Here is a 23,905-nt window from a genome sequence, read left to right as displayed (position 1 = left end):
AAGTAAAAAAGAAAAATAACAGTGCTGTCTTTCAAAAAAAGGCAGCACTGTTTATTTTTTACTTCAATCCATACTTATACTTATACCTTTCATACAACTGCTTGTGCTTGTCGTCCAGGTTCACCTCGCGGCCCTGTATAAATGCATGGGTCACCTTGCTGGATTTCATATCCAGTATATCACCGGCGCTTACGGCAATATTGGCGTCCTTACCCGGTTCCAGGGAGCCGGTGCGCTGATCGACGCCCAATATTTTAGCCGTGTTCAGGGTAATGGCGCTCAGGGCTTCCTCTTTACTTAAACCATAGGCGCTGGCCGTACCAGCTTCAAACATCAGGTTGCGCTGCTGCCAGAAGCCTTCATTGCTCAGGCAGAACAATACGCCGGCTTTCTGCAATTGGGCGGCCGTTTTATAGGGCTGGTCCACATCATCATCCTGCATCACCGGCAGGTTATGCGGCTGCGCCAGTATCACGGCTATATGGTGCTGCTTCAGCAGGTCCGCTATCATCCAGGAATCCGCGCCGCCCACGATCACTACTTCAAACCCGAACTCTTTGGCAAAATCTATGGCCAGCAGCATTTCCTTTACCAAGTTGCAATGTACGAACAGCTTCTGTTCCCTGGCAAACAAAGGCCTCAGGGCCTCAAATTTCAGGTTGGTCTCGGTATGCTTCTTTTCGCTGATGTATGCCTGGGCTTCACGGAAAAAGGTACGCACTTGTTCTATCTTCTTCAGCCCTTCCTTTACCCGGTCGTTGGCAGGTGTTTGCTGTGCGGCCCTGAAGGGATCGGAGGACGGCAGCAGTTTCGGCATAAAGAAATGTTGCCCGCCGTCTGCTTTGTAGGCCGCATCCTCCCAGTTCCAGGCGTCCAACTGCACCACGGAAGAGGTGCCGGACAGCAGGCCGCCTTCCGGGGCGGTCTGCGCCAGCAGGATACCGTTGGAGCGCAGGGTATTGATCACTTTGGAATCCGTGTTGTAAGCTACTATTGCGCGTACGGAGGGGTTCAGTTCCCCGGTTTCCTCGTAGTCGTTGGTGGCGCGCACCGCCGCCACTTCCGTAAGCCCCAGCTCTGTAGCCGGCGCAATAATGCCGGGGTACACATGCTGTCCTTTCAGGTCTATCACCTGTGCGCCAGCCTCGCCCTGTACACCGGCGCCTACAGCGGTAATTTTCCCGGCGGCAAATGCAATGCTGCCATGGTCAATAACCTGCCCGTTGCCCACATGGATCACAGCATTGGTGAGCACTACCGGCTTTTGCTGTGGCGGCGCAGGATACACCGTAGCCTGGGCAGCAGCCCGGCCTCCGCCTAATCCGGCCAGGCAGGCGATATATAGTAAGTTCTTGCTGATCATAATTGTTTTTTTAAAGTTCATCGCTGTCATTTATCAGGGTGCGCTGGTGCCCGCTTTGCATATCCTCGCAGTTCCAGAGTATCTCGCGGGTAGGCGTCGCCTTCTTCACCGGGGCGCCTTTTTTCTTTTCGCCCAGCATTTTCTGTATCAGGCGGTTACGCTCGGCAGCTATGCGCTGGCGCAGCTCCTGGTCATGCTCCCGGTCAAAGTATACGATCCCGTCCACGATGGTCTTCTCTGCTTTGGCGTATATGCTCAGCGGGTGGTCAGACCACAGCACTACGTCCGCATCCTTGCCCGGCTTGATACTGCCTACGCGGTCGGCTACATGCAGCAGCTTCGCCGGGTTCAGGGTCACCATTTTCAGCGCGTCCTCCTCGGCCATATCACCATACTTCACGCTTTTGGCCGCCTCCTGGTTCAGGCGGCGGGCCATTTCCGCATCGTCGGAGTTAATGGCTACGGTAAGGCCCACACGCTGCATAATGGAAGCGTTGTAGGGAATGGCGTCCTGTACTTCCATTTTGTACGCCCACCAATCGGAGAAGGTGGAAGCGCCCGCCCCGTGCTTTTTCATTTTATCCGCCACTTTGTACCCTTCCAGTATGTGGGTGAACGTGTTCACGGTAAAACCGAAAGTATCCGCCACATGCAGCAACATGTTTATTTCGCTTTGCACATAGGAGTGACAGGTAATGAAGCGCTTGTGGTTGAGTATTTCCACCAGTGCGTCCAGCTCCAGGTCGCGACGTTTGCCGGCGCCCTTTTTCTCATAGTCACGGGCACGGGTAAACGCGTCTGTCAGCACCTGCTCTACGCCCATCCTTGTCTGCGGAAAACGGGATCGCTGGCTTTCGCCCCAGTTGGACTGCTTTACGTTCTCGCCCAGCGCAAACTTGATGAAGGGGTCCCAGCCGGCAAACTTCAGCGCTTCCGCATCGGCGCCCCAGCGCAGCTTTATCAGTTGCGTTTGCCCGCCAATGGTATTGGCGGAGCCATGCAGCAGGTGGCTGGAGGTAACGCCCCCGCTCAGTTGCCGGTATATATTCACATCATCGGGGTTCAGCACATCGGCAATGCGCACTTCCGAGGTAACGGACTGCGTACCTTCATTCACCCCACGGGTAATGGCAATATGGGAATGCTCGTCAATAATACCCGGTGTAAGATGCTTGCCTGTGCCATCTATCACCCGGGCGCTGCCGGCAGGCAGATTTTTGCCTACCTGCGCTATCTTCCCGTTGCGGATCAGCACATCGGTATTTTCCAGCTTACCTTCCTGTTCATTCGTCCATACGGTGGCGTTCCTGACCAGGATATCCTGCTGCTTCGGCAGGCTTTCCCAGCCGTAACCATTAAAAGGATAGTACACTTTCCCCAGCTCCGGGCTTGTCTTCTTTTTGGCGGTATCCGGTTTAGGCGTATAGGCTTTGGCAAAAACGGCGTTCCATTTCACCGGCTGCCCACTGGTATCCAGCCCGTTGCCGCTCCAGGCATTGCCGGATAGTACACCGCTGAGACGCAGGGTACGGGCGCTGCCCCTGGCCGGCGGGAAAGCCAGTCTTACCAGCTTGTCGTCCAGCGCAATGCTGCCCTTCAGCGTATCCTTTTGCTGCACCAGCGACAGCGAAGGTGCGGCAGGCTTACCCTGCACCAGCAAAGTATAGGTGGCGCCGGGAGTGAGCGTCAGGGTATAGGTGCCCCGGATGTCTGTCCAGCCTTCTTCGTTGATGGTATACCGCTGGCCCTGCACCCAGTTCTGGAACAGGATGGTGCTGTCCTCGAACAACGGCCCGGAAGTAATGAGAAAGTTGGCCAGCTTGCCGGCATCCAGGGTTCCCACTTTATCCGATGCTTTGATAAAAGCAGCGGGCGCTTTGGTGAGCGCATCCAAGGCCTTTTGTTCGCTCAGGCCGTAGTCAATAGCCTTACGCACATTGCCCAGGAACTGCTTTACATCCTTCATACCGGCTGCGGTCAGGCAGAAAGGAATGCCTGCTTTTTCAAAGGCTGCCGGTTCCGTAGGGGCCAGCTCCCACTCCTTCAGATCGCTGAGCGCCACAAAGCGCGCGTCATTCGGGTCTTCCACGTCCACAGCCTGCGGAAAGTCCAGCGGCAGGATGAAGGACGCTTTGGTAGCCGCCATTTCCGGCATGCGCTGGTATTCATTGCCATGCGCCTTAATGATATACTGCACGCCAAACTCGTCGCCTATCTTATCGGCCCGCAGCACGTCCCATTTATCTTCCGCTTCAAATAGCTGGGGCAGGGATTGCTGGTCGTTCCAGGACTGCAGGCTCAGGTTAATGCCTTCTTTGGCCGGGCGCCCCTTGTACCATTGCGCATCCAGGTAAGTTTGCCGCAGCAGGGCAATGGCGCCCATCAGCGAGCCCGGGTAGTTCTGGGTGGAGCTGCCTTTGTCGAAAGAATACAAGGCGGCGGCCTGCTCCTGCACCATCACCTTGTTCTCACGGTCGTCTGCCAGCGTAACCAGTGCGCCGGTACCGCGGGCTATCCCATCCTGCTGGTGGGTGAGCACCGTACCAAAGCCAGCCTGGCGCAGTGTTTTGGCCTTCTTTTCATCTGTCTTGAAAATGTCTGCGGCCTGCACTTCGCTTTTAATGGCCTGGTTCCAGCCAAAAGCGCCTTTGGTGTTGGACAGGAACTGCGGCGGGGACCGGTAGCCCCGGCCGCTCTTCTTAACGAGCTCCGTACCATAATCACTGTAAATGTCCACAAAGGAGGGATAAATGTACTTCCCCCGGCAATCGATCACCACTGCATCCTGCGGAATGGCGGCACCGGTGCCGGCGCTCACAATGCGGCCGTCGCGGATCACCAGGGTGGCATCCTGCAGAACGCTGCCGGCTTCCTTTATGATGGTGGCATGGGTAAAAGCGTAGCACCCTTCACGGGGATCGGCCACGCCGTTTACAGGAAAAGTTACCTGCGCCCTGGCATAGCTGCCGGCTAGCAGCCCGCCCAACAGGAGGCAGATCAGTTTAATACGCATGCTGCGTATCCTGGTTGGCACCGGCGCCCGGCGATATAGCGCACCGGCGCCGGATACATGAAACGAGGGTTGGTCCATACGGTCATTTTTATTTTTTGCGATTTAGATCCCGGTTTAGATATAGCTACAGGTTGTGAAGGCTTAAATTTAATACAGCCACAAAAATTTTGTTATATTTTTTATGAACGGTTAGTTTCTGTACCTTAGACGCAGGCGAATTTTCGATTATAAGACACAATTCCTGTTATATGAATAAACATATGATGATGCTTACCGGCGCTTTACTGTGCTGCCTGTTGTTTGCCTTTCAGTTACAAGGCGTTGCACAGGCCAAAGATACCAGCGCCCATAAAAAAGCCCGGTGGAGCGCAGAAGGAAGAGCGGACAAAATGAGCGATAAGCTGTACCGCGAACTCAACCTGACCCACGATCAGGATGAACAGATCTACGCCATCAATGAAGATATTATCCGCCGCCGCGACGCTATCAAGGCCGATAAGAACCTGCCCTCCAAAGACCGCATGCAGCAACTGAAAGCGCTGAACGAAGAACGTTGCCAGCGCTTCAAGACCGTATTATCTCCCACGCAGTACAAAAAATGGAATGACTGGGAAATGAAAAAACGCGAGCACCTGGAGGCTAAACTGGACAAGAAAAAAGAAAGGAAAATGGCAAAACAAACGCCATGAGCCATGCAGCCGTCGCCGATGCCATTTTCCGATCAGCCGTAGCCGCCGTACAGCCGCAGCATTTAATTCCCAAACAGGTACAGGTACAGCCTGACGGTTTGCTGATAGCGGGCCGTTTTTTCCGCCTGCAGCCGGACAGCCGTGTTTTTGTGACCGGCGCCGGTAAAGCATCCGCCGCCATGGCACAGGCCCTGGAAGCCAGGGGCATCCCCTGGGCCCTGCAGGGACTGATCATCACTAAATACGAACATGCGTTACCGTTACAGCATATCCGTGTAGCGGAAGCCGGGCACCCGGTACCGGACCACAACGGCGTGGAGGCTACCCGGCAAATGCTGCAACTGCTGGAAAGCGTGACGGCAAAGGACCTGGTGATCTTCCTGCTATCCGGCGGCGCATCGGCACTGCTGGCCGACTATCCGCCCGGCTCCTCCCTGGCGGATGTACAGGCCCTGTTTGACCTGCTGCTGAAAAGCGGGGCGGGCATTCATGAAATGAATACCGTGCGCAAGCACATCTCCGCGGTAAAAGGCGGGCAACTGGCTGCACGCGTATACCCGGCCCCGTTATGCTCCCTGATATTAAGCGATGTGGTAGGCGACGACCTGGATGTGATCGGTTCCGGGCCTACCGTGCCGGACCGCTCCACTTTTGCGGATACAATGGCCGTACTGGAAAAATACCATCTTACGCAACAGGTGCCCGCTTCCATACAGCAGCACCTGCAAAAAGGGCTGCAAAACCTGGTTCCTGACACGCCCAAACCCGGGCATACCAGCTTTCATCATACGTTCAACTGCCTGGTAGGCACCAACAGCATCGCCCTGGAAGCGGCGGCCCGCTATGCAGAAACGCAGGGCTACCATACCACGCTGCTCAGCAGCACGGTTACCGGTAATGCACACACGCTGGCCCAGGCGCTGGCGCAGCAGGCCATTCGCTGGGCCGGTCCACGCCCGGCCTGCCTGCTGATGGGCGGGGAAAGCACCGTAACCGTTACCGGCCAGGGGTTGGGCGGCCGCAACCAGCAACTGGCGCTGGCGGCGGGCATTACCATACAGCCCTATCCTCACATCACAATTCTCAGCGCAGGCACCGATGGTACAGACGGCCCTACTGATGCGGCCGGCGCCGTAGTGGATGCCGGCATTATGCAACAGGCCGCAGACCTGGGCCTGGACCCCGTAGCCTACCTGGAGAACAATGACGCCTACCACTTCTTTGCCACTGCCGGCGGATTGATAAAGACCGGCCCTACACAGACCAACGTAATGGATATCATGCTGGCGCTGATCAGTTAATAATGAAGAATTAAGAATTAATAATACCCGTTACACGGGTGCTTCATTGCAGCAAAAGTGTTGCGTATATTGTTAATTATTAATTCTTCATTATTAATTATTGCTCTATTTTTGGGGCTTGTACAAAACCTATATAACATGATGCCGAGAATGGAACAGACATGGCGATGGTTTGGCCCAAACGACCCCGTTAGCCTGCAGGATATTAAACAGGCAGGTGCTACCGGTATTGTAACTGCGCTGCATCACCTTCCCAATGGAGCCGTATGGACCAGGGAAGACATCCTGCAACGCAAAGCGGAAATAGCAGCGGCAGGACTTACCTGGTCTGTAGTGGAAAGCGTACCGGTGCATGAGGATATTAAAACGCAAAGCGGACGCTTTAAAGACTATATACGCAATTACCAGCAAAGCCTGCGCAACCTGGCGGCTTGCGGTATCTATACCGTGACATATAATTTTATGCCGGTACTGGACTGGACCCGTACCGACCTGGCCTTTACCGTGGAGGACGGCTCCAAAGCCCTGCGTTTTGAGAAAGCCGCCTTTATTGCCTTTGACCTGTTCATGCTGCAAAGGCCCGGCGCGGAAAATGATTACGATGAAACGGATATCTCCCGCGCCAAAGAGCGGTTTGACAGCATGACCGATGCGGAAAAGGATACCCTGCAGCGCAATATCATTGCCGGCCTGCCCGGATCAGAGGAGAGCTTTACCCTGCAGCAGTTCCAGCAGGCATTGGATAAATATAAGCATATTGACGCCACGCAACTGAAGCTGCACCTGTTCTATTTCCTGCAGCAGATAGCGCCTGTGGCGGAAGAAGCGGGCATTAAGCTGGCCATTCACCCGGACGATCCTCCCTTTCCCATACTGGGGTTGCCCCGCGTGGTAAGCACCGAGCAGGATGCCCGCGAGCTGCTGGCCGCCGCCCCCTATGCATCCAACGGCCTGTGCTTCTGCACCGGCTCCTATGGCGTACGCCCGGACAATGACCTCCCCGGCATGGTGGAGCGCCTCGGCGATCATATTCATTTCATTCACCTGCGCAGCACACAGCGCGACAGCCTGGGCAACTTCTACGAGGCCAACCACCTGGAAGGGAATGTGGATATGTATGCCGTCATAAAAAATATACTGGCCGTTCAGCAAAAGCGCAATACTTCCCTTCCCATGCGCCCGGACCACGGCCACCAGATGCTCGACGACCTGCATAAAAAAACCAATCCCGGTTACAGCGCCATCGGGCGCCTTCGCGGGCTGGCTGAACTGCGGGGATTGGAACTGGGCATTGCGCGATCACTAAAGCATTAAGCCGCCATCTACCGTTATTACCTGCCCGGTAATAAAAGTGTTCCGTACCAGCAGGGCAATGGCCTGCGCAATATCTTCCGGCTGTCCTATGCGGGCCACCGGGCTTGCATCGGCATACTGCCGGAAAGTGGCCTGGCGTGTATCCTCCGGCAGGAAGTTCCACCAGGGGGTATCGATCACACCCGGCGAAACAGCATTCACCCTTAAAGGCTGCAATTCTTTGGCCAGCACCGGCACCATTAGCTCCAGCGCACCGTTAACAGCGCCCAGTCCTGATGTACCCGGCGCCTGGGCCCTGGCGCTAACAGCGGTAATGAAGGTAACACTGCCATTCCTGCTGAGGTAAGGCAGGGCTGCCTGCAGGGTTTGCAATTGCGGAAAGAATTTTTCCTCAAACCCGGCCCACAATTGCGCCAGGTCCAGCTCTTTGAATAGGCCGCCGCCTTTGGCGCCGCTCACAGCCAGCACCAGGTGATCGATCTGCCCGGCGGACTTCATAAAATCTTTCATCTTTACCGCATCTCCTGCATCTACGGTCTCTCCTTTTGCGGTGGAGGGTAATACGGATAACGCCTGTTCCAGTTTCCAGGGGCTCCGGCCGGTAATGATCACGGATGCGCCATCATTGGCCAGCATGGCTGCTGTGGCCAGTCCGATACCGGAAGTACCGCCTGCAATAACTACTTTCATCTGTTATTATTTTTGAAGTATACAATTGATACCTCAAAAGTAGCCGCGGCCAGCGGGAAGGTTTTGCCGGTTCTTGCGAACCGTTTTGCATTTCTTGCTATGCAGGCTGTATGCCTATGCAGATAGTGCGGTAATGGAGGGAGTAGGGTTTATTGAAATCCATATCGGTAAAGCGCTCAAAACCGGGAACGCCCTGTATCATCTCGTACCCGTTTTCGTGCAGCCAGCGCTGTTTTACATATAAAGCATAGGCTGTAGCTACTTCAAAACCACCCATCACGGGGATCTGCGCAATGGTCATACCGCCCAGCGCATAGCTTTCCCGGCCGGCAAACGGGCGGTCCAGGCGAATCCCCGCCAGGTAGCGGCACTGCTCGGGAGCGGTGGTATGCGGCGTATCCAGGTATACGCCGTAAAATTCCGGGCGCCCGGAGATCAGTTCCCGCACCAGGGCCCACTGGTACAACTTCCTGAACGTGGCGACGATACCGGCTTCCTGCGCCAGGTAAGTGATCTCGCAGGCCATGTGGATACGCTCCATGCGCGTAGTAGTGACGGGGTATTGCTGCACATCCGGCGTAAAAGCATCCGTCTTTTCCCGGATGGCCTGCAGCGCCTGTTGCCGGTACTGCTCCGCCGTAATGCCGTACTTTGCCCTGAATGCCCGGGCAAAAACAGACTGCGAGCTGAACCCGCAATCTATGGCAATAGCGTAAATACTTTTGCCGGGGTAGAAAAGCAATTCTTTTGTAGCTTTTTCCAGGCGCAGCCGTAACAGGTATTGCCTGGGCGCTTCGCCGGTATGCTGTTTGAAGAGCCGGTGAAAATGATAGGGAGAGTAATGCGCCTGCTGCGACAAGGCCTGCAATGACAGGTCTTCATCAAAATGCTGGTGTATATAATACAGTATATTATCGATCACTTCCATGGCTATAACAAGATAATAAATATATATTTGGCACTAAAATACTGCGTTATGGAGAGTCCGCTGGACAAAAAATTACAGGATTGCCTGGCAGCAAGACCGCGCATGCTGATACGCATGGTGAGCCTCATGAAAAAAGATATGGACACCCGGTTGATGGAACAGCTCCAGCAACGCGGCTATGCTGATTTTAAAATGGGCGATATGGTGTTCATCGCCAATATTGCGCCGGAAGGCATTATCAATAATGAGCTTGCAAAAAAAGCGCATATCACCAAGCAGGCCATGAGCAAGGTAGTGAAGAACCTGGAAGCCGCCGGCTACATTATTACCCGCAAGCATGAGAGCGACAACCGTGCCACCGTTATTTTCCTCAGCGACAAAGGCAAGGAACTGGTGATAGCCGCCACGGAAAGCGTGCTGGAAATAGAGCAGTACTACAGCAGCCTTACAGGAGTAACCGATATGGAAGCAATGAAGGATGTGCTGCAACGGCTAGTGGACATTCTTTATCCTGGTATGTAGGATTTTAATATTCTGGCACGCAAACTGTATACATCTACCGGCTGTTCAAAAATTTTTGTGCATTGAAGAAGGTTTAATACTTTTATGCCAGCAGCCTACAATTGTAAGAATAACCGGCGATCGTATGACCTCAACACGGCTTTTATATAACGATGATGAGTATATAGACGGCTTGCTGGACAGCTCCCCGGCCATTATAGATGCCATCTACCGGCAGTTCGCAAAGAAAGTCAGCACATTCATATTGCAGCATGGCGGCACCCAAAAGGATGCGGCGCATATCTTTGAAATAGCGCTGACAGACATCTATGCCTATGCGCGGCGGCACCGGATAGAGCTGGCTACCCGCTTTGAACCGTTCTTCATGCTGGTGTGCAAAATAGCCTGGCGCAAAGAACTGCAGAAAAGGCAAATGGATGTAAGGGATGAAGCGGAACCGGAAATTGCCACACTGGACAATACCCATCTTCAATATGTGCGGGAAGTGATTGAGAACGGCGAGAATAAAAGATACTGGCTGCAGCTTTTCCACCAGTTAACAAGCGCCTGCCAGCAGGCCATCAAGCAGGCATTGATCGGTCCGGTAGCCGATGGCGCAGGCACCAACCCCCAGCCTACCGCGGGGCTGCTGCCCAAAATCTTTGCTCCCTGCATGTCTACCCTCATCAAAAGCAGCGTGGTGAGCCGCGCCGGTAAAGAGCTGCCCGCCGGCAGTTGCGAACAGGCAGCGCTGTATGTAATGCAGGGACTGCCGGAAACGGAAAGAGAATCATTTGAGGCGGAGCTGAAGGAAAATACCGCCCTGCAGGAGATTGTGCAGCGCGGCCGCGATGCCATAGACTGGTTGCGCAGAGCCCTGGCGCCGGACAATACACGCCGGGAGTTGGCACAGATAATGGCGGACATGCGCCAACGGTGGTTTTACCCGAAGGACAGGGATGTAAACCGCATTGGCCTGTACGTAATGGGCATTACCGTACTGGCCATCATCATTGCCTCCCTGTTGTTCATCAGCCCCTGGCATAAGGATATGTACCGGCAGTTTGCCGCTACGGAAATGGTGCACCACCACAAGCCCGGCAATGACACTTCAAAGCTGTTGCATGCAGCCGCCCGGCATTTTAACAGGCGCCGCTTTAAACAAACAATAGAGACCCTGAACCAGGTGCTGGAAATAAGCCCGGCCAATATGTATGCCCGCTATTACCGGGGTATCTCGCTGATTGAGACTAACCAACTGGCAGAGGCCCGCAATGACCTGCAGGCGGTTTATGACAGCAATTCCCCCTACCGCTATGACGCAGCTTTTTACATGGGCCTCAGCTACCTGAAGGAAAGGGACAGGCAGCAGAGCCTGGAATGGCTGCTGAAAATACCGGAACAGGCGCCCGTATACTGGAAGGCCAGGAGGCTGATCGACGAACTGCAGTAAGTAATTATCAATTGAACCGACTGTATTGTATAATGCTCTCAACCTCCCCCTTGATGGCCTCATACGCCTGGGCCTTGTCTTTTTTGATCATTACCAGTTGCTGCAATACCAGGTAGTAGATGCCTCCACCGCTGCAACCGTTCAGATGGGCTTTTACAATTTCTTTTTTAACGTCTTCAAAACCGCTGGCATCCAGCTTTTGATAAATGGTATAGAGATCTTTTATCCAGCTCATACATTGGAATTTTCATAGGACATATAAAATTATTAATAATATTTTAAAAAGCAAGGGTCCTGTGAAAAAAACGCTATGAGACAACGGTATGTCTATTCCAGCCATATCACCGGGTTGCGCACCGGGAGGTTGCGCAGCACTTCCTCCACCTGCGGATCGTGGTCCAGCCGCTGCCACAACCGGTAATAGTCACGGTTGTTATAGGCCACTGCGCCAAACAGCAGGAAAGGCTGGGCTACCGGCCAGTTGTTCCAGTACATTACATCTTTGGCAAAGGGCCAGCGGTTTTTATCCTGCACGTAGGAATACAGGAAGGCCATGCCTTTCCGAATGCTTCTGCCATCCGGCAAGGCATAGTCCCACAGGTTGTGATCTTCATCGCTTAATACCTGGCATACCATGGTCATGGCATCCAGGTTAAACAGCGAGTAGCCGTAAGGTTTAGTACGGCGCAACTCCCGCGGGAAGCTGCCGTCAGCGGCCATCTGGTCCGGCAGCAGCACGGTCTTGTAACGTTCTACGCAGAAATCTATCCAGTGCCGGTCGTTCAGGAATCTGGCCAATATGGCTACCTGCATTACCCAGCAGGTGCCATGGTTATTGGCGGCCTTCATTTCGTCCAGCCCGTATGGGTGCGTGGTCATCCAGCGCAGGTAGGCGGCAAACCAGCTCCTGATGGCCTGCAGGTCTGCAGGTGGCAGGGCGCCTGCCTTTTCCATGATGCGCAGCGCCTGCACCACCTCCAGGAAATGAATGGTGTCTATAATGCCGATGCCCCGGCCGCTTACCCGGCCTTTAATGGCCTGAGCATATTGCAGGTCAGGGTTCATCATAGTGGCGGTATCTACAAACCAGGCGCGCGCGTGCTCCAGCGCCTTGCGCAGGTAAGTTTCATCACGGCTGGCCACATAAGCGGCGGCCAGTGCGCCCATTACCCGGCTAAAGCGTACCATCGCGCGGCGGTGCGCCACAAAATTATCCGGGTTGGTCTGCCCGTCCCGCTGTACATAAGGGCTGTCCGGGTGCGCCGGGTTGGGCCACCAGTAGTCCCCTTCGGAGTAGAAATCATGCAGCCCGCCGGCACTACGGTCACAGCGGTGCGCCGTCACTGTTTCCGGCTGCTGCTGCATAGCCCATGCAGCACGGGCCAGTATATCTTTCTTCCGGTCCTTTATGATCTGCTGCAGCCAAGTCTTTTCCGGTTTCAGTTCTACCACGGCGCCATCATGGCCCTGTAAAGTGACGCTGTATTCCCCGGAAAACCGGCCCAGGCGCTTACCCGTCCAGTAATCCACCACTTCGCAGGGCGTGTCCAGCCGGGCGCTGATCCTGCGGGCGGTGCTGTCCCAGTTCAATAATACCAGGTACCTGCCGCGGGAGGTATGCATCCTGCCTACTTCAAATTTATCGTCCTCAAAAGTAGCGGCCTGCGCAGTGGGAGGCACCGCTTTCTTTAATACGTTTAACCGTTCGGGTGATATGGTGGTGAGGTCGTCGCCGCTCAGCAGCATTCCCCCGGTGGCGTAGATAAGTGCCGCATGAAAACGGAACTCATTGTCCGGCATTTTGCCAGTGAGCAGCAGGCAATCCGGGTCGTTCCACCACAGGCGGCCGTTCTGCCAGGCGCGGTACAGGTTTTCACGCCCGGTACCGGCAAAGGTGCTCCACTGCCGTTTAATGTCCATAGAGCTGCGGGAACCGTGTACCAGCCCCAGTGAAGGCCATAATGGATGATTGCAGCCCAGTATAAAAGCATCGCCGGTGCCTTTCAGGATGGCCTGCATACCGCGGCGGTAGGCTTCTATGCGGGTAGCCTGTTTGTCATAAAAATAACCGCCGTGTATGGCGCCCCAAAAATTGGCGTCCAGCTTAAAGTAAGTGCAGCCCCATTGCCGGCGCATGATGCGGAACATTTCCTCCAGGTGCCGCTGCACGGCGGGATGCGTGCCGTCCAGCACGTACCAGGGCTTTAAGCGCCAGCCGCCAAAAGTAACGCGGTCGCTGCGCAGGGGCTTGCCATCGGCATCTTTTACCAACCAGTCCGGGTGCTCCTTATACACCGTAGAATTACTGTCACAGATAAAGGGCGCCACCCAGATGGCCGGCTCAAAACCTTTGCTGCGGATAGTTTGCAGCACCTGCTGTACGTTGCCGCCAAATGATTTGCCTACAGACAGCCAGTCGCCCATATGGGGCTGGTAACCATCGTCTACCTGTATGTACCGCAGGGCGGGCACGTGGTCCTTTATATAGTCCAGGTTATCGTAGATATTCTGCGCCGTTACCCGCGGGCCAAAACAATACCAACTGCACCAGCCCGTTGGCGGATGGGAAAAGGCCAGGCGGGGATGATGCTGCCCAATGCGGCCCGCAAACTGCTCCAGCAGGGCATTCCCGTCCCTGCCCTGCAGCAGCGCCCACTCCTCCAGTTGAAAGACGGCCCCGGGCTGCATCTCGAGGTTTTCCAGGTCCATTACCACTTTAATAGTGTCCGCATTCAGGTAGAACTTGCCAGCAAAACGGCGGCAACTGGTAAAGCCCAGCAGCAGTTCCGGCTCCCCTGCAGGATACAGGCGCAGCAGGTTATACACGGCCAGGTAGCCGGCCGGTTGCGGCAGCTTATAATGACCGGCGTCTGTATAGCGCCCCAGCGGTTGCGGTTTTTCCAGGGTGCCGGTGGTTTGCGACAGCATCTGGAAACCTTCCCCATAAAAGCGAGTGGCGGGCGCCAGTATGCCGCCGGCCTGCGCCAGCACTACTTCTTTGAGCCGCACCGGGGTATTGCCGGTGTTGGTAATACGGGTATTGCAGAAGGGGCCATTCCAGGTGCGCGTTACCTGTACGGTAGCGGGGGCCTGCCGCCCATCCGCTGTAAGGGCCATGGCCCGGCTTTGCTTCATCGCCTGTGCAAATTCATCTGCCGGCCCGGCTTTTACAATGGTAACGGCCAACAGGCATAGACAAATAAAAGGTGTGAATATACGCATGTGATCTGTTTCAGTTTTCCTGGCTGGCAGGCGTTAAAGTGATCTGTTCTCCTGCTTTCATCTTCACATCATACTCATATACTTTCTCCAGCGGCAGGATGGGCAGTTGGCTTTCATCCTTTACTTCCACTTTTACCGGCAGGGGCGCCGGGTAGTAAGGATTCGGATTGATACCGGCAGCCGGCCGGGCCGCCGCCCCTGTAACATGAACGGGCACGCGGGTACGAATACGGCAATTCCCTTCCAGCGCACTGTGGATCACCGCCCCGCTCAGCCGGCCCTGCCGCCAGGCCATATCCACTACAAAACCGCCCCTGGCCTTCAGTCCCTTTACACTGCCGCCGGGCCAGGCGTCCGGCAGGGCAGGCAGCAGGGCAACAGCGCCATCGTGGCTTTGCAGCAGCATTTCTGTAATGCCGGAGGTGACGCCAAAATTGCCGTCTATCTGGAAAGGCGGGTGCGCATCCAGCAGGTTCGGGTAGGAGCCGCCGGCATTGTCGCCCACACTCACACTGTCTGTAGTAGCCAGGAATAATTGCTTGTTCAGCATGGTATACGCATGGTTGCCGTCTTCCAGGCGCGCCCACCAGTTGATCTTCCAGGCTTTGGACCAGCCGGTGCCGCCATCTCCCCGCATCAGCAGGCTGCGTTTGGCAGCCGCCGCCAGCACAGGATGGTGGCGTGGGGTAATAAAATAACCGGGAAACAGCCCGTATAAATGTGATAAATGCCGGTGATGGTCTTCCGGGTCATCCCAGTCCTTGTACCATTCCTGCAGTTGCCCGTACCGGCCCACGTGAAAGGGATACAGCGCCTGCAGCGTGCCGGTCAGCCGGCGGGAAAATGCCGCATCCCTGTTCAAGGCCTGCGCCGCCAGCACGGTATTGTTGAACAGGTCCCGGATAATGGAAAGGTCCATGGTGGATGCGATGCTTACGGAGCCTGTGCGCTGGCCGTTCACCAGGAAATTATTTTCCGGAGAGGTGGAGGGGTTGGTCACCCATTGTCCCTGCGCGTTCTTCACCAGCCAGTCCAGCATAAATTCAGCCGCTGCTTTCATTACCGGGTAGGCGGTATCTGCCAGGAAGGTACGGTTGCCGGTAAAGAGGTAGTGCTCCCACAGGTGGCGCGTCAGCCAGGCGCCGCCCATAGGCCAGATGGCCCAGCGCGGGTTGCCGCGGGGATCGTTGAAGTCTATACCGCCGGCGGGGTTGGTCATGGCCCAGATATCCGCATTGTGATGCGCGGTCCAGCCGCGGGCGCCGTAATTAACGGCAGCGGTTATACGTCCTTTCTCTGCCAACTGCATAATGAAGTTGAACAGGGGTATGCCGCAGGGTGAAAGGTTGGCCGTTTCCGAGGGCCAGTAATTCATTTCCGTATTGATGTTAATGGTGTAGTTGGAGCCCCAGGGCGGCTGCATGGCATCGTTCCACAGGCCCTGCAGGTTCATGGCAGGACCGCCTTTGCGGGAACCGGCTATTACCAGGTAACGGCCGTACTGGTACAGTAGCGTGGTGAGCTGCGGGTCCATATGGCCGCCCTTTGCGGTATAAGCCTGCAGCCTTAGATCGGTAGGCTGGTGTGCGGAAGCATCCCGGCCCAGGTCCAGCGTTACGTTATGGAACAAGCCCTGGTAATCCTGTTCATGCTCCTGCAGCAATTGCGCGTAATCCTTTTCCGCTGCGGCTTCCAGACAGCGCCGGGCAGCGGCCGCCGGGTCCTTACCTTCCCGGCCGGGCGATTTGTGCGGCCCGTTGTAGCTGGTGCCAATGGACAATAACAGCACTACTTCCGATGCGCCCTGTACCTGCAGGCCGCTGGTATCGGCGCGCACCGTTCCGTCCTTTACCCTGGCCTGCAGATGCACTTCGTAATTTGTGCCCTCTCCCTGCGGATCGTCCGCATACACGATCTGCCGCTCCTCCGAAGGCCGGCTGGCTACATAGGCCGGGCACTTGCCCTGCATTACCACATATGCATCATTCACCGGCGCTGTGTGATGCGGCATGGGATTCTGAAAACGGGTACGGAACGTAAGCGCATTCCGGCGGCTGGCGCGGAAGCGGATCACCAGCAACTGCGCGGGATAACTGCAGAATACTTCCCGGGTGTAAGTAACGCCGCCAGCCGTGAAGGAAACGGTGGACAAGGCATTGTTCAGGTCCAGCTCCCGCCGGTAACCGCTTACCGGGCCGGTAATGCCGTTATCAAAATACAGGCTGCCCAGGGTCAGGTAACGGGCGCTGTACAGGCCCATCATCTTCCGGGCTACCTTATCGGCCTCCATGTATTTTTCGTCCCGGAGCAATTGGCGGATATGCGGCAGCAATCGCTTCGCTTCGGGATTATTGCCATCCCGCGGCCCGCCGGACCAGAGGTATCCCTCGTTTAACTGCAGGCGCTCCTGCCGGGTACCGCCAAACACCATGGCGCCTATGCGCCCGTTGCCTACAGGCAGGGCGGCCACCCATTCGGCTGCCGGCTGCCGGTACCAAAGCTTTAGCAGGGAATCTTCCGGCGGCTTTCCATCTCCTTTCCATTTCTCCAGCAAGGACCAGATAGTACCATTGCGCTGGGCGGGTATGGTGATATTATGCACTGCAGCAGCGCCCAGGCGTTCCTGCAACTGCTGCAGGTACAGGCTGCGCGGGGTTACATGCCGGTTGCGGCTTTCCCAGTAACCGGCGCCCTGCAGCAAACGGCCTGTACAGCCAATGCCCCAGTTGCGTGCGCCACGCGGGCTTTCCACCTTGATATCGCTTTTGTAAGAGTAGCAGTTCCAGAACAAGGTTTGCGCGCCGGCCCAGCCATGCCCGGTACCCATCGCCTTCCGGTTCTGCACCCGGATCTGGCCGCCATACACATTATCGAAGAGCAACCCGGTAGCCCAGCGGTGATGCGGCCCTATGTCCGCATGCGTATCCGCAGCGTAGCAATCCAGGAACACATTCGGCCCCGGCACATGAGAGCCGGTCACGTAATCGTGCCGCCCGCCGCGGGTATAGCAGCGCTGCACCAGGTTGAAAGCCGCGCCGCCGGAAAGGTTAAAGGAATATTTACGGCCGCCGGTGGTAACGGATTTCGGGTCCAGCATGGCGCAATCCTCTACCGTATTGTACACCGACTCTCCTTCCAGCGACACGCAGGCATAGCCAAAATAGCAGGCCGTCACCTGCTTTACCCAGCAGTTTTGCGCCCTGCGCAGTACAATAGCCTTCCAGCCATGATCCTCCGCCGTGTCGTTACGGTAGGCCGACTCCAGGCGCAGGGCTTCTATGCCGCATTGCTGTACACGCCTGCCAACCTGCGCGCGGAAAATATAGCCGTTCCCGTAGCGGTCCTGCAATACATCCACCAGGGGTTCATGCAGCGTGATAGTATTGCCCTGTATGGATTTGACCGCACGCTCGTAGGCGGTTGCATAGGCTTCAGCGGTCCAGCCGTATTGCGCCATCTGCAGGTCGTCTATCCAGGTTTGGTTGGGAGTACGCATTACCACCACTGCCTGGCCGGGCGCAAAGCCGGCTGCATCGGCCACCGTAAAGGACCTTGCTCCGGTGGGCACATAGGCAGTAGTGATCTTTTGACGGCTGCCGGGCTGCTCCGCGTACCCGCTGCCGCTACCCCTTACTTCAATGAAGGTATGCTGTGCTGGCTGCGTGGCCCGCAGTAGGGTGCCATTCGCTCCCTGCCCTTCTCCCCGCAGCACAATGCCGCTTTGCGTGATGTGCAGGGCGCCGTTCACCTCATAAGTACCGGCCTTTAGCAGCAGCGCCCCCCGGAAACCGCGGGCATCCGGCCGGAGCTGCGCCAGGGAGTCCAGGGCCTGTTGTATCCGCTGCCGGTTATCGCCTGGCTGTGGATAAAGGGTACGTTTTACCGGTACCTGGGGCAGGGCTACGCCACCCCCCCGGTACCCGGCAAAGGAAAAGTCCGGGATGGTATTTACGGCGTTGTTTTCTCCTTCGTTGGCATAAGCATGGTATTTCAACTTACCATCTGCGCCCAGGTCCACCAATGGCCGGTGCTGCGCAGATGCTGCGCCCAGCCCGGCCAGTAAAAAAAATACAGTCGTTATATATCTCATTGGCTCATGGTTTCACTCCAAACTCCACCACCCGGTCTACCACATGAGCAGGCCCGTTGGTGTTCAGCAAACCGGCGGTGCGCACGGTAGTGGATCTTACGGTATTTAAAAAGTCATTGATCTTTAACTTGGAATCCCGGTCATTGGTCACCTTCAGCGTCATAATGCCCTGTGGGTTCAGTGTATCCGTGCCCGGTGGCAACAGTGTTTTTACGGTATCATTCTCCACGCCAATGCTGCCAAAGGAGCGCTCGCCTTCCACGACCAGGTACAGCAGGAAATTCTTCACCTGCTCTTTTGGATATTCCGTCCAGCTTTGGGCAGCGCGGGTTTTACCGGGTATGGGATTGCCGCTGGAGTCCCGGTCCGGCACTACATAGCGGCCAAAATAGCAATCAGTGGTCACCCGGTTCCTGTTGTCCAGCCGCAATATAGCATCGCGGTGCAGGAGAATAAAAGTTTTCCCGGTTTGGGTATACATGGTGGAATCAAGGCCGGCATAGGCAATGCCCTGCAGCATCAGGTTAAAAACGGAGTCCTGCCCGGGTTGATTGCGGTCCTGCATGAAGGCCCACACGGTCTTGTTGGTATGCGGGTCCGCTACATGCGGCGTAAAATCCCAGTCCTCCTGGACATCCAGGCCGGCCAGGGTGCAGGCGGAGAGGCCGGTCATTACCATGAGCAGCCAGCAGTTTTTGTACAGGAATTGTTGTATGGTTTGCATGTGTGATCGTTTTGGTTATTCAGAATAAGGCGGATTCTGTTTCAGCAGCGGGTTGCTGTTCAGGTTATTCCGGTGAATGGGAAAGAGGACCAGGCGCGGGTCGCCAAAGCCGGGACCGTCGGGCACCCGCCGCTTCAGGACCGGGTCCATGGTGGATATCACCTTGCCGGTGCGTACCAGGTCAAACCAGCGCCGGCCCTCCAGGAACAGCTCGATCTGCCTTTCCTGCAGGATGCCATTCTCCAGCGAGTCGGCATTGGCAAAATCCGCATCTTCCAGGGGAGGCAGGCCCGCACGGGTATGCACCTGGTTCAGCAAGGCCAGCGCCCCTGACTTATCGCCGGTTTTATTCAGCGCCTCTGCGCGCAACAGCAGGATATCCGCCAGGCGGTACAGCGGGAACAGGATGTTGGCCTCCGAATTCTTGGGAAATATCTGGTGCCCGTCCTTGTCTTTCTTGATGGCGTAATACTTATGCATCTTGTCCCGGTTGTCCACGGTCATATCTACGGACATTGGTCCCCGGATATCGTCCGGTGTGGCTACAAAATAGTTCCACAGCGTATCCTCCACGGAAAAGCGGCCATTAGTGTTATTGGCGCCTATCTGGCCGGAAATGTCCGCCCCGCCATCCACCAGGAAATCCCAGTGCAGGCTCCAGATGTTTTCCGGCGTATTGGTAGGGTCGGTGAACAGCTTCTTCCAATCGTCCCGGCTGGCCAGGGAGTACCAGTTCAGGGCCGTCAGCTTATCAGACCATGTCAGTGCATTCCCATAATCCTTTCTCCACATATACACTTCCGTGAGCATGGCCGCCACAGCGCCTTTGTTTACATTGTAAACGGAGGAGTGATCCGTATTCATCATCTCAAAGGCTTTTTGCAGGTCCGGTATAATGATGCCGGTAAATATGCTGTCCACGCTGGTCCTGGCCCGGTAAGGGCTTTCCGCCAGGCTGCTGTAGGCCTCCAGCCATACCGGTGCATCGCCCCAGATGCGCGCGATCCAGAAATAGCAATAGGCGCGGATAGCCAGGCACTGGCCCATATACTGGTCCAGGTCCGCCGCCGGTACATTTTTGATACCGGGCGCATACTGCATCAGGGTATTGGCGCGCAGGATGGTGACATAGAACTGGGACCAATCCGTGCCTTCGGTGGTGGCGCTCAGGCCGTTCTGCGCGTATTGTTTGTTGCCGTACTGCGTTACGTCCAGGTTGTCTGTACGGGCATCGCCCCAGTGGATAAAGTTGGCATCAAAGCAGCCCTGCACCCCGTCGTACACGCCTGCCAGCGCCGTTTTTATGTCGTCCTCGTTTTGCCAGAACTGGTCCGGCGTCAGTTCGCTCTGCGGCTTTTCATCCAGGAAGCCATTGCAGCCGCCCAGGACCAGGCCTGCCATTGTTATTATTATCGTAAACAGGTGATTTTTCATCGTCGCGGAGATTAAAGGTTAATGTTAATACCCAGGCCCAGTTCCCTGCGCCGCGGATAACGGCCATTGTCCTGTCCCGGCTGCAAGGCGTTGCCGGAAGAGAATTCCGGGTCAAACCAGGTGTAATTGGTCCAGGTAACCAGGTTACTGCCATAAATGTACAGGCCGGCGCCTTTGAGCTTTATTCGCTGCAGCAGGTCCGGGTTTACGGCATACATCAGCTTTATATAACTCAAATGGATGAACGATCCATCTTCCAGGTAGCGCGTGCTCACGCGGTGGTTCCAGGCGCTGTTCCTTTCTACCCTGGGCACGTCCGTCACATCGCCCTGTTCTTTCCAGGCATTGTAGATCACGTAAGGCTGCGGGATAATATGCGTGGTATTATAATTATTGAGCGTAGCAGCGGCATTGTTGTAGATCTTTCCGCCCCAGGTCACATTGAAGGTGAAAGACAGCGTAAAGCTTTTATAAGTCAGGTTATTGATCCAGCCGGCATAGAACCTGGGCTGCGCATTCCCGATGATCTGCCGGTCCGCATCGTCTATCACGCTATCCTTCACCGGGTTGTAATACTCCACGTCCCCGCCTTTCAGCAGCCGGCCATTGCCGTACAAACGGTGCACCGTACCTTCATACTTCCGGCCGTTATAGAGATATTCTATAAAAACATTGTTCCCGTCAAAAACCGGCGTCAGGCGCTCCCAGTTATCGTTGTAGGCGTTGGACTCATCATAGGCATATACGCCCAGGTATTTATACCCGTAAAAATCGCCCAGGCGGCCGCCTTCCTGCACCAGCCATTTATCGCCGGATATGAACTGCTCGCCGTTATACAATTGCCGGATGGTGCCTCTTTCAAACGAGATATTGAAAATGGTGCTCCAGGTAAAATTACGCGAGCGGAAAGGCGTGGCATTGGCGGAGAACTCCAAACCTTTGGTCTGTATGCTGCCCAGGTTAATGCGCACGCTCTCGTAACCGGTCTCGGAAGGCAGCAGGCGCTCATACAGCAGGTTTTTGGTGGTTTTTACGTAGTAGTCTGCGGTGAACAGCAGCCGGTCGTTAAACAGGCTCAGGTCCAGCCCTGCATCAAACTGCCGGGTGCTTTCCCAGCTCAGGTTGGGATTGCCGATGCCGGAGGTGGGCACCGCGCCCGTTACACCATTATAATAGGCATTGCCAAAGGTAATGCGCTGCATCGCGTCGTAATTGCCGATGCGCTCATTGCCGGTTTGCCCATAGCTCACGCGCAGCTTGGCATCGGAAAGGTATTTCCGGGACCAGGCCATGAAGGATTCATCGCTCAGGCGCCAGGCGGCCGATACGGAAGGGAAGTTGCCCCAGGGGTTGGCCTTGCCGAAACGGGAAGACCCGTCGCGCCGCAGCGTGGCGTTCAGCAGGTAGCGGCTTTTGTAGCTGTAGCCCAGGCGGCCGAAGAAAGAAGCCATGCTGTGGGCATAGGCATTGGTGCGGGTGCCGCTGTTGATCAGCGTACCGGCGGCATTGGAAGTAAAAACATTCTCGCTGACATAATCCGCGCCGGCAATATCAAAGGAGTTGCCTTTGGCGCGCTCCGCGCTGAAACCTGCCATGGCATTGAAACTATGATCGGTGCCGATGTTCCAGGTATAATTCAGGTAAGCCTGGTACTGCCAACCCAGGTTCAGGTCAAAGCTTTCGCTGCCGTTGTTACGGGTAGGATTGGCGGAACTGATGATCTTGGGAGCGAAAGATACATTGTGCGGTACAGACAGCTCCACGTTGAAATTGGTAGTGAACTTCAGGTCTTTTGCCAGGCTGACCTCGATAAAATTAAAGATGTTGGCGCCATAGGTCTCCGTTTCATCCTTGTCGTAGAGGGCATTGGCCAGCGGGTTCCGGCGGCCGCCTACATAGCCGGTCAGTGAGCCGTCCGGGTAGTACACGGCAAAATTGGTAGGCCGCTGGAAGAGCTGGTTGAAGGTGTTGCCCTCGTTAATGTTGTTCCGCTTCTGGTAGAAATACTGCATGCGGTTGCCGTACTTGAAACGTTTGGAAGGGCTGTACTCAATATTGATCCTGGCGCGGGCGGTTTTGGCCCAGCTATTTACGATCAGCCCCTTGTCATCCAGGTACTGCAGGCTGGTGTAGTAGTTCATATTCTTGCTGGCGCCGCTCACGCTAAGGTCCACCTGCTGGCGCAGGGCCCGCTGTCCTACCAGCTCCTGGTAATCGTTATCCGCGTTGAAGCTGGGATTCAGCGAATCGGCGCTGGTGCCGCTGCTGCCCTGGTGCTGTCGGTACAGCCGCACCTCGTCCGCATTGGCCTGGCGCAGCTTGTGGGCCAGCTTGCCGAACACGCTGGAATACCGCACATCGATGCGCGGCTTGCCTTCCTGCCCCCTTTTAGTGGTGATGATGATCACGCCGTTAGCGGAGCGGGAACCGTAAATGGCTGCCGACGCGGCATCTTTCAGCACTTCGATGGACTCAATGTCATTGGGATTGATGTTGCCGGCGCTTTCGCTCAATACCCCGTCTATAACGTACAGGGGATTGTTGCCGGCGCTGGAAAAGGTGGAAGCGCCGCGGATACGGATGCTGCCTTCTGCGCCCGGCTCGCCGGCATCGTTCATCACCAGCACGCCGGCGGCCTGGCTCTGGAGCGCGTCTATCAGGTTGACCGGTTGCCTTCTTTCAATCGCCTCCCGGTTAATGGAGGTAATGGCTCCGGATACATCACGCTTGGCCAGGTTGCCGTAGCCAATGGCCACCACCTCATCCAGTTGCCGCTGGTCGGCCTGCATGGTGATCGTCAATTTTTTAGCGCCGCCGGCGGGCACCGGTACTTCCTGCGGCAGGTGCCCGATAGCGGAGAACACCAGTACGGCATTGGCCGGAACGCCGGGAATGCGGAAGCGCCCGTCCGCATCCGAGGTGGCGCCCATGCCGGCGCCTTTTACGCGCACGGTTACGCCCGGGAAAGGCAGGTTGTCGGGGGTGCGCACGGTACCGCTTACAGGCACGTTTTGACCGTAAGCAGATGTTATGCCCAATAAGAACAGGGATAGCGCAAGGGATAACATCTTAAGGCATTGTAGAAAATAACCCATAAGAATAAGATTGATGACGTGAAATAATAAAGGACGTGTTACGCAAACGATTGCATTAAAAGAGTGAATGCTTTACATTTTTTGCAAG

The 23,905-nt window shown here is 55.8% G+C and carries 15 protein-coding genes; 5 read left to right on the top strand and 10 right to left on the bottom strand.

The window, feature by feature from the left end; all coding sequences use genetic code 11:
• Positions 1-58 precede the first annotated feature (58 nt).
• Both LX66_RS10260 and LX66_RS10255 read right to left on the bottom strand, forming a co-directional pair.
• The gene (locus LX66_RS10260) at positions 59-1,363 is read right to left on the bottom strand and encodes an amidohydrolase family protein (protein WP_145712717.1); all 1,305 of its coding nucleotides are present in this window, start codon (positions 1,361-1,363) and stop codon (positions 59-61) included.
• Between the two features lie 10 nt (positions 1,364-1,373).
• Positions 1,374-4,454 carry an amidohydrolase family protein gene (locus tag LX66_RS10255; protein WP_244620359.1) on the bottom strand — a complete coding sequence of 1,027 codons (3,081 nt, stop codon included), beginning with the start codon at positions 4,452-4,454 and terminating at the stop codon, positions 1,374-1,376.
• A gap of 170 nt (positions 4,455-4,624) precedes the next feature.
• Here LX66_RS10255 and LX66_RS10250 point away from each other — a divergent pair, with 170 nt between their 5' ends.
• The 3 genes from LX66_RS10250 to uxuA all read left to right on the top strand — a co-directional run bounded on the left by LX66_RS10250 (position 4,625) and on the right by uxuA (position 7,680).
• A complete protein-coding gene (locus LX66_RS10250) occupies positions 4,625-5,065 on the top strand; it encodes a hypothetical protein (protein WP_145712714.1) in 441 nt (146 codons plus the stop codon).
• Entirely contained in the window at positions 5,062-6,366 is a 1,305-nt protein-coding gene (locus tag LX66_RS10245) for a glycerate kinase type-2 family protein (RefSeq protein ID WP_145712712.1), read from the top strand. The genes LX66_RS10250 and LX66_RS10245 overlap by 4 nt, the downstream gene beginning before the upstream one ends.
• Before the next feature lie 138 nt (positions 6,367-6,504).
• The gene (gene uxuA / locus LX66_RS10240; RefSeq protein WP_317130567.1) at positions 6,505-7,680 is read left to right on the top strand and encodes a mannonate dehydratase; all 1,176 of its coding nucleotides are present in this window, start codon (positions 6,505-6,507) and stop codon (positions 7,678-7,680) included.
• Here uxuA and LX66_RS10235 read toward each other — a convergent pair.
• Both LX66_RS10235 and LX66_RS10230 read right to left on the bottom strand, forming a co-directional pair.
• Positions 7,669-8,370, bottom strand: coding sequence for an SDR family oxidoreductase (locus LX66_RS10235; RefSeq protein WP_145712710.1), 702 nt, complete (start codon positions 8,368-8,370; stop codon positions 7,669-7,671). The two genes, uxuA and LX66_RS10235, sit on opposite strands and share 12 nt — an antisense overlap.
• Before the next feature lie 97 nt (positions 8,371-8,467).
• A complete protein-coding gene (locus LX66_RS10230; RefSeq protein WP_145712707.1) occupies positions 8,468-9,298 on the bottom strand; it encodes an AraC family transcriptional regulator in 831 nt (276 codons plus the stop codon).
• Positions 9,299-9,346: 48 nt separating this feature from the next.
• Here LX66_RS10230 and LX66_RS10225 point away from each other — a divergent pair, with 48 nt between their 5' ends.
• Entirely contained in the window at positions 9,347-9,820 is a 474-nt protein-coding gene (locus LX66_RS10225; RefSeq protein WP_158642599.1) for a MarR family winged helix-turn-helix transcriptional regulator, read from the top strand.
• Between the two features lie 124 nt (positions 9,821-9,944).
• Positions 9,945-11,252 carry a tetratricopeptide repeat protein gene (locus LX66_RS10220; protein WP_145712703.1) on the top strand — a complete coding sequence of 436 codons (1,308 nt, stop codon included), beginning with the start codon at positions 9,945-9,947 and terminating at the stop codon, positions 11,250-11,252.
• Positions 11,253-11,259: 7 nt separating this feature from the next.
• On the opposite strand, the gene LX66_RS10215 is transcribed toward LX66_RS10220, so the two are convergent.
• From LX66_RS10215 to LX66_RS10190, 6 genes are all read right to left on the bottom strand, one after another.
• Positions 11,260-11,487, bottom strand: a complete 228-nt coding sequence (locus LX66_RS10215; protein ID WP_145712701.1) for a hypothetical protein — start codon at positions 11,485-11,487, stop codon at positions 11,260-11,262.
• Positions 11,488-11,579: 92 nt separating this feature from the next.
• Entirely contained in the window at positions 11,580-14,474 is a 2,895-nt protein-coding gene (locus LX66_RS10210; RefSeq protein ID WP_145712699.1) for an alginate lyase family protein, read from the bottom strand.
• Positions 14,475-14,484: 10 nt separating this feature from the next.
• A complete protein-coding gene (locus LX66_RS10205; RefSeq protein WP_145712697.1) occupies positions 14,485-18,564 on the bottom strand; it encodes a glycoside hydrolase family 95 protein in 4,080 nt (1,359 codons plus the stop codon).
• A gap of 4 nt (positions 18,565-18,568) precedes the next feature.
• The gene (locus LX66_RS10200; protein WP_145712694.1) at positions 18,569-19,288 is read right to left on the bottom strand and encodes a fasciclin domain-containing protein; all 720 of its coding nucleotides are present in this window, start codon (positions 19,286-19,288) and stop codon (positions 18,569-18,571) included.
• A 15-nt stretch (positions 19,289-19,303) separates the two neighbouring features.
• Complete coding sequence (locus tag LX66_RS10195; RefSeq protein ID WP_158642598.1) at positions 19,304-20,689, bottom strand: RagB/SusD family nutrient uptake outer membrane protein; 1,386 nt, start codon at positions 20,687-20,689, stop codon at positions 19,304-19,306.
• A 44-nt stretch (positions 20,690-20,733) separates the two neighbouring features.
• Positions 20,734-23,790, bottom strand: coding sequence for a SusC/RagA family TonB-linked outer membrane protein (locus LX66_RS10190; RefSeq protein WP_158642597.1), 3,057 nt, complete (start codon positions 23,788-23,790; stop codon positions 20,734-20,736).
• Positions 23,791-23,905: the final 115 nt, after the last annotated feature.

It is taken from the genome of Chitinophaga japonensis, assembly GCF_007830125.1.
Taxonomy (GTDB): domain Bacteria; phylum Bacteroidota; class Bacteroidia; order Chitinophagales; family Chitinophagaceae; genus Chitinophaga; species Chitinophaga japonensis.
The sequence above is the reverse complement of the archived record's forward strand: the minus strand, read 5'-3'. Positions and strand labels throughout refer to the sequence as shown.